The following is a 12,068-nucleotide window of genomic DNA, read 5'->3' on the forward strand; positions in this document are numbered from 1 at the left end:
GGGTGCCTTCCTGGTTCAGCGGGTGACGAGTACGTCGACGACGGCGGTGGTGCCCTCCGCCACGGCCTTGAGCGCACGCTCAAGCGCGGGCGCGAGGGCCTCGGGTGCGTCGACCGTCTCGGTGTGCATCCCGAAGGGCTCGGCGAACGCGGCGAGCCGGGGCAGCCGGCGCAGATCGGTGCCGAGCCACTCGCCGGTCTCGGCGGCGGCGCCCTCGGGATAGAACCTGCGGTGGTTGAGGTTCATCGACTTGTAGACGCGGTTGTTGAACACCACGATCAGCAGCGGGAGTTCGTAGGCGTTGGAGGCGTCGTACGACTGGATGACCGGGTTGTAGGTGAACGCGCCGTCGCCGATGGTGAGGACCACCGGGCGTTCCTTCGCGGCGAGTTTGACTCCGAGTGCGACCGCGATGCCCTGGCCGAGGCCGCCCTGGACGTAGAAGTACGAGTCGGGGTCGGCGGTTTGGACATGGCGCTTGACGACGCGGCTGTGGGTGATGGTCTCGTCGACGACGATCCCGTCCCGGCCCTCAAGCAGCTTGCGCAGGGTCGCGGCGACGAGCACCGGGTCGATGCCCTCGGCGCCGGCGGCCTTCGACTCGGCCTGGGTGATCGCCGTCTGCTCGGCCGCGAAGCGGGCCTCCTGCGCGGCCCTGCGCTCCGCCACGACCGCCTCGTCGAGGTCCTTCGCCCGCTTGGCCAGCTGGCGCAGGGTGTTGGCGACGTTGCCTTCCAAGTACTTGTCGGCGAAGAGGACTTGGTAGACGACGTGCGGGCGCTGCGGCACCTCGTCGATGACGACGACGGTCGCCTTGGAGGGGCGGCGCGACGGCGGGTAGAAGGGGGCGCGGCAGTTGACCAGAAGGATCAGGTCCGCCTCGTCCATCCACGGTCCGATGTCGCTGCCTGCGTGCAGCGGGTGGGTGCGCGGGAAGTTGCCGCACACCGCCGAGTCGGGCTCGACAACGGGGATGTTCCACGCCTCGGCGAAGGCTAGGAGCGCCTCGAAGCCGCCCGCCTCGCGCCCCGCCGTCTCCGTGACGATGACGGGATTCGAAGCCTCACGGATCAACTGGGCGACCGGGTCGACCTCTTCGGGCGAGCTGTGCGTGGAACCCGGTGCCACGATCGGCTTGGCCTCGCGGCCGTCCCACTCCTCCAGGAGGATCTCCAGGGGGACGTTGAGGTACGCCGGTCCCGCCGGAGCGCGCCAGGCGAGTTCCGCCGCGCGCGTCACCATCGTAGGAAGGGTGTGGACGCTGGCGGCCTCGTTGGACCACTTGGTGAAGGGCTGGGCGATCTGGTGCGGGCCGCCCACGATGGACAGGTTGCGGTACCACTGGCCGCCCGGGTCCTGGCCGGGGCCGTCGCCGTACGTGGTGGACTCCGAGGAGCTGACCACCATCGGGACGCCCGCGAGCAGCGCCCCGTGCACGGCCATCGAGCCCTGGAGCAGACCGGGGGCCGCGTGCAGCAGCACGCCCTGCGGACGGCGCTTGATGAGGCCGTAGCCAGTGGCCATGCCGACCGCGACGGTCTCGTGGGTCAGGTCCAGGTACTGCGGGCAGGGCAGTCCGTCGCGGTGGCGGCGGGCCAGGGACTCCCAGACGGGGGCCCACTCGGACCCCGACGAGCAGAAGATGTAGTCGGCGCCGACGGCGTTGAAGGCGGAAACGAGAGCATCGCCGCCGTCGGCGCCCGGAGTGTTGGTCGTGTCGGTCATCTCTCGTGCTTCCTCAGCCCTCGATCGGCCAGTTCAGGACCTCGGAGATTCCGCGGCCCATGATCCATTCAAGCTCCTCGGGCGTGAAGTCCCAGTGCTTGGTGAACTGCTCGATCGTGTCGGTGTAGGTGATGCCGTGCCCGAGCAGCCGCGTGATGTCGGTGCCGTAGAAGCAGCGCTGCGGGCCCATCTTGTCGACCATCTCGCGCACGTACTTCTGGATGTTGTTGTTCGGGAAGGGCTGGGTCGAGTAGCCGGGGAGCGCCGAGAGCTTCACGTAGATGTTCGGGTGGGCGGCCAGGTCGGCGGTCTCCGCCACCCAGTAGCCGATCGCGTCGTCGACGCAGCGGGCCATGATGCCCATGTGGTCGATGATGATCTTCAGCTCGGGGTGCTTGGCGGCGATCTCGCCCAACTCCCGCTTCCAGATGGGCGCGTGGACCATCGTCGGGACGCGCAGCTCCTCGGCGATCGGCCAGTACCAGTCGTTGGTGCCGTCGATCATCCAGTTGCGGTCCTGCGGCCGGTGGAAGGTGAGGCGCGTGCCCTTCACATGCGGGTTCTGCGCGAAGTCCGCCAGCATCGCCTTGCCCTCTTCGGGCTTGTTCTGCGGGATGCGCGCCATGATCCCGAAGCGGTCCGGGTGCGCCTCGCAGGCCTCCAGGGCGTAGTCGATACGGTCGCCCTCCCAGGACGGCGGCAGGATCAGGGCCCGGTTGACACCGGCCTCGTCCATCAGCTCCAGGGCCTCTTCGTAGGAGAAGGGGTCCTCGCGGTGTCCGTTGAGACGGATGCGCTCCCGCGCGCCCGGGACCCAGGGGCGGTCCGGGGTCTCTTCCTTCCAGATGTGGATCTGCGTGTCGACAACGAACATGTCCGGAACTCTTTCTCTCGAAGGTCTTTACGGAAGGAACGCTAGGCGGGCGACGGGGCCTTGCCGAGCGCTGGGAGTGCAAGCAGTAGTTGCGCGAGACACCGCTGTACGCAGGGCATTCTCAGTTTGCGGACGAGGCGCTGAACACGGCCTCGACGATGTGCTCGGCGATCGCCATGGAGGCGGTGGCGGCCGGCGAGGGCGCGTTGCGTACAGCGGTGATCCGGCCGACCCGATGGATGCGGAAGTCGTCCACGAGCGTGCCGTCGGGGTCCAGCGCCTGGGCCCGGACGCCCGCCCCGCCGCGTACGACGTCGGAGACGCCGACACCGGGGACGTACAGCTTCGCGTCCTTCATGAAGGCCGACGCGGACAGCGAGCCGCGGTACTCCTTGATGCCGGTCCGCCAGTGCTGGGCGGCCATCCGCCAGGTGCCGGGGTAGGCGGCGAGTCCGGCGAGGTCCTTCAGCGAGAAGCGGCCGAGCTTGTAGCCCTCCCGGGCCAGGGCGAGGACGGCGTTCGGGCCGACCTCCACGCTGCCGTCGACACGCGGGGTGAAGTGCACGCCGAGGAAGGGGTAACGGGGGTCCGGCACCGGGTAGATGAGCCCGCGCACCAGATGGGTGCGCTCCGGCTTGAGGAGCATGTACTCGCCCCGGAACGGGATGATCTTCGGCGCCTTCTTGTCCTGCGCGAGCTTGGCCACGGCATCGGAGTGCAGCCCAGCGCAGAGGATCAACCGGTCGACCCGGACCCGCTCCTGCCCCGACGCGACCTCGATACCGCCCGGCACATTGGCGATGGACGTGACCGGGAAACCGAGCCGCACCTCGCCGCCGGAGGCCTCGATGTCCTTGGCGAACTCGCGGGCGATCGCCGGGTAGTCGGTGATCGCGGTGCGCGGGGAGTGCAGAGCCGCGATACCGCCCACATGCGGTTCCAGCTCCTTGATCTCCTCCTGGGAGATCTTGCGGAGTTCGGGCACGTGGTTGTTCCTGGCCCGCTCGTACAGGTTCTCCATCCGGCCCAGCTCGTCCGGCCGTACGGCCACGACGAGCTTGCCGATCTCCTCGTACGGCAGCCCGCGGTCCTGGCAGTACTCGCGCAGGATCGATACGCCCCGGACGCACAGGTCGGCCTTGAGGCTGCCCGGCGCGTAGTAGATGCCGGCGTGCACGACGCCGGAGTTGTGGCCGGTCTGGTGGACGGCGACCTCGTGTTCCTTCTCCAGGACCACGACCCGGGTGCCGGGGCGGCGCAGGGCGATCTCGCGGGCGGTGGCCAGGCCCACGATGCCGGCGCCGACGATGCCGATCGTCTCGTCAGCCATCGGCATCCTCCTCTCTCTGACGTGCTCGCTCGCTCAGGCGCCGATGTGGACGGCGACGGTCTTGACCCGGGTGGAGAAGCGCAGGACCTCGTCGCCCTGCTCCTTGTAGCCGGTGCCGGAGTCGTGGAAGCCACCGAACGGCAGGTGCACGTCCCAGCCGGGGGTGGTCGCGTTGACCGCGATCTGCCCGCACTCGGCGTCGTCGGCGAAGCGGTAGGCCGAGGCGAGGTCGCGGGTGAACACCGCTGCGGCCAGGCCGAATTGGGAGTCGTTGACCGCGTCGACGGCCTGCGCGAAGTCGTCCACGGCGCGCACGGCGAGGACCGGTCCGAAGACCTCCTCGCGCCAGATCGCCGTCTCGGCGGTGACATCGGCGAGCACGGTCGGCTGGACGAAGCAGCCGTGCGCGTGGTCGCCCTCGGTGTCCGCCGCGCCGCCGGTGAGGACGGTGGCGCCCTGCTCGACGGCGCCCTTGAGGTGGGCGAGGACGCTGTCGCGCTGCTTGGGGCTGGACAGCGGGCACAGGGTGGTCGCCGGGTCGCTGCCGGGGCCGACCTTCAGGGCCTCGACCTCGGCGACCAGCAGCCGGGTGAACTCGTCGTACACCGGCCGCTCGACGATGACTCGACTGGTGGCGGTGCAGCGCTGCCCGGCCTGGCCGAACGAGGCCGCTACGACGGTCTTCGCGGCGAACGGCAGGTCGGCGTCCGCCAGGACCACCGAGGCGTTCTTGCCGCCGAGCTCGCCCTGGAAGCGGACGTTGCGGTCGGCGAGGCGGCGGCGGATGCGGTTGCCTACCTCGTTCGAGCCGGTGAAGGTGATGCCGACGATGCGCGGGTCGTCGAGGAGCGCTTCCTCGATCTCGGCCGTACGGCCCGTGACCACGTTCAGCACGCCTGCGGGCAGGCCGGCGTCGTGCAGGGCGCGGGCGAAGTGCAGGCCCGACAACGGTGTCTCGGTGGCCGGCTTGAACACGGCCGCGTTGCCGGTGGCAAGCAGCGGGGCAAGCTTGCGGGCCGGGGTGATCAGCGGGTCGTTCCAGGGGCTGATCACGAGGATCACGCCGATCGGCTCGCGCTGGGTGTGCACGCGGGTGTTCGGGCGGGCGTCGTGCAGGAGGGTGCCGTAGCCCTGGCGGGCGAGGCCCGCGTAGTAGTCGAGGAAGTCGGCGGCCTTGAGGGTCTCGCCGCGGGCCTCGGCGCCGGTCTTGCCGTTCTCGGCGGTGACGTCGGCGGCGATCTCGTCGACCCGCTCGCGGATCAGCCTGGCCGCCTCGGTGAAGATCCGGGCCCGCTCGAAGGGGCTGGTGCGCTTCCACACGGCGAAGCCGCGCTCGGCGTGGTCGTAGGCGCGGGTGACGTCCTTGGCGGCGAGGGCGGGGATGCGCGCGAGGGGGGTGCGGACGTCGGCGGGGTTGTGCACCTCGATCCACTCGCCGGTCGCCACCCACTCTCCACCGGAGAGGGTTTCCAGGCTTCGCATGAAGATCACTTCCTTCGTCCGCCGCGGTGCGGGTCCGCGGTCTGCACAGTCAGCGGCCACAATGGGCCGAATGCGACAACACACCATGTGAGGGCGGTGCCACCAGCCCCGCACAGGCAGGCATTGCTTGCGCCGTGCGCAGGTCGGCGGAGGGTTGATCCGTGCTGGAATCGGCAGGCCGGACGGCATGTGCCACGCCGCCGGGAGCCGAGGATCCGCCGCGGATCGACCGAGGATTCGATGAGGAGAGACACGACATGGCCTACGCAGTCATCGCCCGCTACTTCTGCGAGCCCGCCGACGAGGCCACGGTGCGGGCCGCGTTGCTGAAGGTGCGCGAGCAGACCCGTGCCGAGCCGGGGAACCTGGCGTACGAGGTGCACACCGAGGCGGACGTGCCGGGGAGTTTCGTGCTGTACGAGCAGTACGCCGACCGGGCCGGTTTCGACGCGCACAAGGCGGCCGACCACTTCGACGAGCTGGTCGTGCAGACCATCTGGCCGCTGCTGACCGACCGCAAGGTGACGTTCGCCGAGGTCCTCTGACCGGGTGCTGCCGGGAAGCGCTGGGACGCGCTTCCCGGCTGGTCCGTTCCCGTCAGAACTCGTTGCCCCAGACATACCGGGCGATCGTCTCCACCAGCTCGATCTTCCGGCGCTGTTCCTCGATGGTCAGCAGCGGGCGGCTCGCCACGTCCGCGAAGCCCCGGGACGGTGCTACGGCCCCGTCCTCCAGGTCCTTGAACTCGCCGACCGCGTCGATCCTCGCCATCACCGTGTCGATGTCCTCCAGCGCGGGCACGGTCGCGTCGACGACACCCAGGCAGAAGTCACGGTCCTCCGGCAGGGCCTTGACCAGGGCGAGTTCGGCCGGGGTGCCCTGGTCGAAGGGCAGGATCCAGCGGTCGGCGCCGATCGCGCCGTAGAGCTGCTCGGCACGGGCCCAGTCCACCGCGGCCGGGGCGATCGGGCCGGGGGCCACACCGATCCGAACGCCCTCGGGGCGCTCGTCCAGGCGTACCGCCAGGGCATCGACGGCGATTGCGTCCTCGAAGGAGAGCGCACCGGGGTCGGCCGGGTCGGTGGCCAACTGCCCCAGCAGAAGGGGGTTGTTGAGCTGGATCAGGCGCACGCCCCTGGCGACCAGCGACTCGATCTCCGCGAGGACGATCTCCGCGAGCGCCTCCCCCAACTCCCTTGCGGAGGACGGGCCGAGACCGGGCCGGAAGGTGGTGGCGGCGAGGTACGCGGGCGAGGGCAGCACGGCCTTCGGGGCGATCACCGTCAGTTCGGTGAGGCGTGCAACCCAGTCCGCGAGCAGCGGGCCGTTGGCCTTCGGCAGGGACTCCGCGACCCAGCGCACCAGGCCGTCGGCGTCGGTCTCGTCCGTACGCCGGAAACCTGATACTCCGTCAAGGACCGCGCTGCGGAAGTCCTCTCGGGGGAAGTCGCCGTCGGTGACGACGGTGGAGCGCAGCTTGCGCTGGAAGACGACCGCGTCCCTGACGGCCTGAAGCTCCGCCTCCTTCAGCGCTTCGGGGTCGCCGGCCGCGCGTGCGGCGGTCAGCTCGGCGGGGCGGACCAGGCTGCCCTGGTGGTCGATGCGGTAGTTGAACGTATCCGCCATGGGTTATGCGTCCTTTCCGGACGAGGGCGAGGACGGGGCGGGCTTGCCCGCGACTCCCCAGGCGGCGAACTCCAGTTCGTAGCCGAGCGAGGCGAGGACCTCCTCGGCGATCTGCTGGTCCTCGTCCGCGGTGCCGCCCGCGATGCCGAGGCCGCCGATGATCTCGCCGTCCTTCTTGATGGTGAGGCTGCCTTCGGTCGCCATGATCGGCATGGCGGCGCCCGGGAGTTGGGAGAGCTGGGAGAAGAAGACCGGCTGGCTCTCCTGCCACTTCTTCAGCATCTTGCCGGGCCGCTGCATGATGGCCGCCGTGTACGCCTTGGCGCGGGCGATGTCCGGGGTGAGCGGGCGGGCGCCGTCCGGGCGGCGGATCGCGATGGGGAAGCCACCCGCGTCCACGACGGCCACGCTCACCGCCTTCCCGATGGCCTGGGCGCGTTTGTGGGCGGCGTCGATGATCTCCTCGGCGGCGTCCAGGGTGAGGCTGCTCATGCTGCTTCCTTCGGTGCGGTGAGGGTGCGGCGCAGGTGGGCGACGGCGGCGTTGTACTTGGCGGGCGTCTCCCAGTACATGGAGTGCGGGGCGTCCGGGACGATCTCCAGGTGCGAGCCGGCCAACAGTTCGTGGGCTCGGGTCACGGTCTTCACGCTGAGCACCGCGTCCTTCTCGCCCGCGAGGAAGGCGACCTTGACGCCCGAGTCCCGGATGTCGTCCAGGGAGGGGCCGTTGGTGTCGAGGTTGCGCAGGTCCTGCATCTTGGCCACGTTGAACGTGCCCATCTGCTGGAACAGGAAGGTGAGGTCGGCCCGCTCCTCCTGGAAACGCTTCGTCAACAGGCGGTCGATGACCGGCAGTTTGACGGCCTCGGCCCGGTCGGCGGCGGCCAGTTCCTTCAACTCGGGGTGACTGATGCCGCCCAGCGAGTGGCCGAGCACGACGGAGCCGACCCGCTCGGGCCGCAGCAGTCCGGCGCGCAGGGCGGCGACGGAGCCGATGGACTGGCCGACGAGCATGGCGTCGGTCAGATCCTCCTGGTCGAGTACGGCGACGACGTCGCCGGGGAAGTCCTGGCCGTCGAACTCGGGCATGGACGAGTCGGACTTACCGAAGCCGCGCAGGTCCACGGTGACGACCGTGAACTCATCGCGCAGCGCGGCCACTTGCTGCCACCAGGCGGCGTGGTGGCCGCCGCTGCCGTGCACGAACAGGATCGCCGGACCGCTGCCGTGGCGCTCGTAGTAGATGGAGGTGCCGTCGGAGTCGGCGATGGGCATGGGGGTGAACTCCTGTACGCGCGGGGTTAGTTGGGGCGCCGACCGTGGAAGACGAGCTCAATCATCGTGTGGTCGGGGTCGTGGATGTAGCAGAACTTCGACTGGTTCTCCGGCCGTTCGATCGGCCGGGTGTGCCGGATGCCCAGGTCCCCCAGGTGGGCGAGGAACTCGTCCCAGTCGTCGACCTCGACGGCGAAGTGATAGGGCGCCATGCGCTCCATCGCCTCGACCGGGGTGAAGTGGAGGTCGAAGTTGCCGCGGGTCATCAGCACCACACGGGAGTTGGACTTGGGCATGATGCGCTTCATCCCGAAGACCTTCGTGTACCACTCGGCGGTCCGGTCGGGGTCGGTGGTGGGGAAGTTGACGTGGTGGATGTAGCGGGGTGCGCTGCTCATGACGGATTCCCTTCACTGTGTACGGGGTTGGACAGGACGCCGATGCCGCTGATCTCGATGTCCACGGTGTCCCCGGGTTCGAGTTGGCAGGTGGACTCGGCGCCCATCCACAGCACGTCCCCCGCGTGCATGGTGATGTGCTTGGTGAGCTCGACGATGTGGTCGAACGGGTCGAAGACCATGTCGCCGGTGGCGAACGAGGCGCGAACTTCCCCGTTCACACGGAGAGTTGTGGTTTGCGCGAGCGCGTCGACATCGGTCTCTATCCAGGGGCCCATCGGCTTGAACGTGTCGCTGTTCTTGCTGCGCCAGAAGGAGCGGTCCTGGTGCTGCCAGGTGCGGGCGCTGACGTCGTTGCCGATGGTCCAGCCGAAGACCGACTTACGGGCCTCTTCATGTGTGGCGTGCCGGAGCGTGCGGCCGATGACGGCGACGAGTTCGGGCTCGGCCTCGAAGCGGCCCTCGACCTCGACCGGCTTGACGATGGGTGAACGGTGGCCGGTGAGCGCGTTGTTGGCGCGGTAGCCGACCTCGGGTCGGTCCGGGGTCTCGGCGCCGGCGTGCGCGATGTGGCGCGGGTAGTTCATGCCGACCGCGTAGAACACGGGCGGGACGACGACGGGCAGCCACTGGGCGTCGGCGATCGACACCGAGCCGATGACAGACGGATCGCCTTCCAGGGGGGACTCGGACAGCAGCTCGATGTCCTCCTCCCCCACCCGGCCCCAGACCGCCCGGCCGCCGACCGCAACGCGCGTGTACCTCATGGCGGTTCAGCCCGCCAGCAGATGGGAGACGCGCTTGGTGATCAGATAGGCATCGAGGGCCTCGGGGCCGCCCTCCCTGCCGTAGCCGCTCTCCTTGACGCCACCGGAGGGGGCCTCGGCGACCGAGCCACCGCAGTGGTTGATGGAGAGGATGCCGGCCTCCAGCGCGTCCGAGAGCTTCTCGGCGGTGGCGGCGGACTCGGTGAAGCCATAGGCGGCGAGGCCGTACGGCAGGGCGTTGGCGAGGGCCAGGGTCTCGTCCAGGTCGGTGAACGGGACGATCGGCGCGAGCGGGCCGAAGGGCTCCTCGTGCATCAGCTTCGCGTCGGCCGGTACGTCGGTGAGGACGGTCGGGGCGTAGAAGTAGCCGTCGCGCGCGAGGCGTTGACCGCCGGTGAGTACCTTGGCGCCGCGCGGAACGGCATCAGCGACCAAGTCCTCCATGGCCTGCAACCGGCGCTCGTTGGCGAGCGGGCCCATGGTGGTGTCGGCGTCGAGTCCGTCTCCCACGGTGACCGATTGGGCGGCCTTCACGAACTCGGCGGTGAACTCGTCGACGATGCTCGCGTGGACGAAGAAGCGGCTCGGCGAGGTGCACACCTGGCCGGCGTTGAAGAACTTCGCCTGGGCCGCCTTGCGTGCGGACTTCACCGGGTCGGCGTCGGCGCAGACGATGACCGGGGCGTGGCCGCCGAGCTCCATCAGCGTCGGCTTCATGACCTCGCCCGCCTGGGCCGCGAGGAGCTTGCCGACCGGGACCGAGCCGGTGAAGGCGACCAGGCGGATCTGCGGCGAGGGGATCAAGTGGGCGGAGACTTCGGCCGGTTCGCCGAAGACGAGGTTGAGGACACCGGCCGGGAGTCCGGCGTCGGCGTAGCAGGCGACCAGGGCGGCGGCCGTACCCGGGGTCTCCTCGGACGCCTTGATGACGATCGAGCAGCCTGCGGAGAGGGCGGAGGAGAGCTTGCGGTTGGGGCCGCCGACGGGGAAGTTCCACGGCACGAACGCGGCGACGGGGCCGACGGGTTCGCGGCGGACGGTGAGGACGGTGCCGGGTGCGGACGGGATGATCCGGCCGTAGGCGCGGCGGGCGTCCTCGATGTGCCAGCGCAGGGTGTCGGCGGTACGCAGGGCCTCGGTGGTGCCCTCGCGGAGCGGTTTGCCCTGTTCCTGCGCCATGATCCGGCCGATCTCGGGGGCGCGCTCGGTGATGAGGTCGGCGGCGGCGTGCAGGATCGCGGAGCGCTTGGCGATCGGGGTGTTGCGCCAGGTGCGGAAGCCCTCGGTGGCCGCGTCGAGGGCGCGGTCGAGGTCGGCGGTGGTGGCGAGGGGTACGTCGCCGATCACCTTCTCGGTGGCCGGGTTCACGATCGGGGCGGTCCGTCCGGTGCCGCCCTGGCACCACTCGCCCGCGATGTACATGCGGACGGCGGGGTAGCCGTGGTCGGAGGTCATGAGTGGGTGCCCTCTCAGGCTGGGGAGAAGAGTCAGTTGGCGGGGGCGTCCTGGTCGCGGTTGGAGCGCAGTGCCCAGATGTGGTGCGGAGGGGTGGTCTCGTGGACGCGGGTCTCGTAGGTGTCGTCGACGCGGTCCATGTCGGCCGCGTACTCGACGCGGCCTCCGCAGGGGGCGTGGACGAACCGGAAGACGTTCGAACCGACCGTGTGGCGGCCGAGTTTGCGGGCCTCCCGCCAGCCGCGCTCGATCATGTAGTTGCCGCCCTCGATGACGTCGTCGAAGCCGGGGACCTCGTAGGCGATGTGGTTGACGCCGACGCGGTCGGGGCGGTGGCACAGCAGCATGGTGTGCTGGTCGTCGTCGCCCGGTGCCTGCATGAAGACGCCCATCGGTTCGACGATGTCGGTGGGCCGGAAGCCGAGCCGCTCGGTGTAGAACGCGACGGCCTCCTCGCGTCCCTCCTTGGCGATGTTCAGCGCGACATGGCACATGCGCAGCGGGAAGGCCCGGGTGAGCGGTCCCAGCGCGGTGTTCCAGCGGTCGACGCTGCCCGTCGCGTTGGCGGGGCGGGGGGTGACGTCCGCGTCCTTCGGGCGGGCCAGGGTGAGTCCGACGCCGAAGCCGCTCTCGTCCACGGTGTGGAAGACACCGTCGGCGCTCTCGTGGACCTTGCGGTCACGGCCGGCGGCGGCAACCAGCCGGGCCAGTTCCTCGGGGGTGTCGACGCCCCAGACGACCTCACGGATCGTCGGCCCGGCCTCCACCGGCGGCGGCAGCAGCGGGCCGGGCACGGTGTCCAGGTGGAGGGTCTGTCCGGCGAGCGTCTCGAAGACCGCGTGCTCCTCGGTGCGCTCCAGCAGGAACAGCCCGAAGTCGCCGAAGAAACGGACACATTCGTCTACGTCGTCGATACCGTAGGTGACCGATTCGATTCTCTGGATTCCCATGGATGCCTCGTTTCGCGGGTCGCCCGGTGAGCCTAGATTTCAGGAGGTGAAGGCCTCAATGGTCCGGGCTCGCCCGAATTCGCAATCGTTTCTTGCGGCTAGGGCCTGTCCGGCGGATCAGGTCGCAGAAAACCCGCGGTTCCTGATTAACGCCGGTGAGCGGGGTGTGGTGCGTGCGGCTGCAAGA

12 protein-coding genes are annotated in these 12,068 nt (G+C 69.7%); 1 reads left to right on the top strand and 11 read right to left on the bottom strand.

Going from position 1 to position 12,068, the window contains the following annotated elements:
* Nucleotides 1–15: 15 nt before the first annotated feature.
* The 4 genes from OH768_RS03285 to OH768_RS03300 all read right to left on the bottom strand — a co-directional run bounded on the left by OH768_RS03285 (nt 16) and on the right by OH768_RS03300 (nt 5,411).
* Nucleotides 16–1,725: a thiamine pyrophosphate-dependent enzyme gene (locus tag OH768_RS03285; RefSeq protein ID WP_406449820.1), complete on the bottom strand. Its 1,710-nt coding sequence runs from the start codon at nt 1,723–1,725 to the stop codon at nt 16–18.
* A 13-nt stretch (nt 1,726–1,738) separates the two neighbouring features.
* On the bottom strand, nt 1,739–2,599 hold the full coding sequence (locus OH768_RS03290) for an amidohydrolase family protein (RefSeq protein ID WP_359603706.1): 861 nt from the start codon (nt 2,597–2,599) through the stop codon (nt 1,739–1,741).
* A 121-nt stretch (nt 2,600–2,720) separates the two neighbouring features.
* Nucleotides 2,721–3,929, bottom strand: coding sequence for an L-2-hydroxyglutarate oxidase (gene lhgO / locus OH768_RS03295; protein ID WP_406449822.1), 1,209 nt, complete (start codon nt 3,927–3,929; stop codon nt 2,721–2,723).
* 33 nt (nt 3,930–3,962) lie between these two features.
* Nucleotides 3,963–5,411 (bottom strand): aldehyde dehydrogenase family protein, encoded by a 1,449-nt coding sequence (locus tag OH768_RS03300; protein WP_406449824.1) that lies wholly within the window; start codon nt 5,409–5,411, stop codon nt 3,963–3,965.
* Between the two features lie 257 nt (nt 5,412–5,668).
* Between OH768_RS03300 and OH768_RS03305 the strand changes: the two genes are divergently transcribed.
* Nucleotides 5,669–5,956 (top strand): putative quinol monooxygenase, encoded by a 288-nt coding sequence (locus OH768_RS03305; RefSeq protein ID WP_359603700.1) that lies wholly within the window; start codon nt 5,669–5,671, stop codon nt 5,954–5,956.
* Between the two features lie 52 nt (nt 5,957–6,008).
* Here the strand turns inward: OH768_RS03305 and OH768_RS03310 are convergent, their stop codons facing one another.
* From OH768_RS03310 to OH768_RS03340, 7 genes are read right to left on the bottom strand one after another with little or no spacing between them, the layout of a single operon-like run.
* The gene (locus tag OH768_RS03310) at nt 6,009–7,037 is read right to left on the bottom strand and encodes a methionine synthase II (cobalamin-independent)-like protein (protein WP_406449826.1); all 1,029 of its coding nucleotides are present in this window, start codon (nt 7,035–7,037) and stop codon (nt 6,009–6,011) included.
* A 3-nt stretch (nt 7,038–7,040) separates the two neighbouring features.
* Nucleotides 7,041–7,529: a heme-binding protein gene (locus tag OH768_RS03315; RefSeq protein ID WP_359603695.1), complete on the bottom strand. Its 489-nt coding sequence runs from the start codon at nt 7,527–7,529 to the stop codon at nt 7,041–7,043.
* Nucleotides 7,526–8,311 (bottom strand): alpha/beta hydrolase, encoded by a 786-nt coding sequence (locus OH768_RS03320; RefSeq protein ID WP_359603693.1) that lies wholly within the window; start codon nt 8,309–8,311, stop codon nt 7,526–7,528. The genes OH768_RS03315 and OH768_RS03320 overlap by 4 nt, the downstream gene beginning before the upstream one ends.
* A 26-nt stretch (nt 8,312–8,337) precedes the next feature.
* Entirely contained in the window at nt 8,338–8,709 is a 372-nt protein-coding gene (locus tag OH768_RS03325; RefSeq protein WP_359603691.1) for a VOC family protein, read from the bottom strand.
* Nucleotides 8,706–9,476 carry a fumarylacetoacetate hydrolase family protein gene (locus OH768_RS03330; protein WP_359603689.1) on the bottom strand — a complete coding sequence of 257 codons (771 nt, stop codon included), beginning with the start codon at nt 9,474–9,476 and terminating at the stop codon, nt 8,706–8,708. Before OH768_RS03330 ends, OH768_RS03325 begins: the two co-directional genes overlap by 4 nt.
* 6 nt (nt 9,477–9,482) lie before the next feature.
* Entirely contained in the window at nt 9,483–10,931 is a 1,449-nt protein-coding gene (locus tag OH768_RS03335; protein ID WP_406449830.1) for an NAD-dependent succinate-semialdehyde dehydrogenase, read from the bottom strand.
* Nucleotides 10,932–10,963: 32 nt separating this feature from the next.
* Nucleotides 10,964–11,881 (bottom strand): VOC family protein, encoded by a 918-nt coding sequence (locus tag OH768_RS03340; protein ID WP_359603685.1) that lies wholly within the window; start codon nt 11,879–11,881, stop codon nt 10,964–10,966.
* Nucleotides 11,882–12,068 lie beyond the last annotated feature (187 nt).

The organism is Streptomyces sp. NBC_01622 (assembly GCF_045209635.1).
GTDB lineage: Bacteria > Actinomycetota > Actinomycetes > Streptomycetales > Streptomycetaceae > Streptomyces.

What these genes read in the sequence shown, in the direction of transcription:
- OH768_RS03315 (WP_359603695.1), bottom strand. Translation starts at nt 7,529, where the DNA reads ATGAGCAGCCTCACCCTGGACGCCGCCGAGGAGATCATCGACGCCGCC.
- OH768_RS03320 (WP_359603693.1), bottom strand. Translation starts at nt 8,311, where the DNA reads ATGCCCATCGCCGACTCCGACGGCACCTCCATCTACTACGAGCGCCAC.
- OH768_RS03325 (WP_359603691.1), bottom strand. Translation starts at nt 8,709, where the DNA reads ATGAGCAGCGCACCCCGCTACATCCACCACGTCAACTTCCCCACCACC.
- OH768_RS03300 (WP_406449824.1), bottom strand. Translation starts at nt 5,411, where the DNA reads ATGCGAAGCCTGGAAACCCTCTCCGGTGGAGAGTGGGTGGCGACCGGC.
- OH768_RS03285 (WP_406449820.1), bottom strand. Translation starts at nt 1,725, where the DNA reads ATGACCGACACGACCAACACTCCGGGCGCCGACGGCGGCGATGCTCTC.
- OH768_RS03290 (WP_359603706.1), bottom strand. Translation starts at nt 2,599, where the DNA reads ATGTTCGTTGTCGACACGCAGATCCACATCTGGAAGGAAGAGACCCCG.
- OH768_RS03335 (WP_406449830.1), bottom strand. Translation starts at nt 10,931, where the DNA reads ATGACCTCCGACCACGGCTACCCCGCCGTCCGCATGTACATCGCGGGC.
- OH768_RS03330 (WP_359603689.1), bottom strand. Translation starts at nt 9,476, where the DNA reads ATGAGGTACACGCGCGTTGCGGTCGGCGGCCGGGCGGTCTGGGGCCGG.
- OH768_RS03310 (WP_406449826.1), bottom strand. Translation starts at nt 7,037, where the DNA reads ATGGCGGATACGTTCAACTACCGCATCGACCACCAGGGCAGCCTGGTC.
- OH768_RS03305 (WP_359603700.1), top strand. Translation starts at nt 5,669, where the DNA reads ATGGCCTACGCAGTCATCGCCCGCTACTTCTGCGAGCCCGCCGACGAG.
- lhgO (WP_406449822.1), bottom strand. Translation starts at nt 3,929, where the DNA reads ATGGCTGACGAGACGATCGGCATCGTCGGCGCCGGCATCGTGGGCCTG.
- OH768_RS03340 (WP_359603685.1), bottom strand. Translation starts at nt 11,881, where the DNA reads ATGGGAATCCAGAGAATCGAATCGGTCACCTACGGTATCGACGACGTA.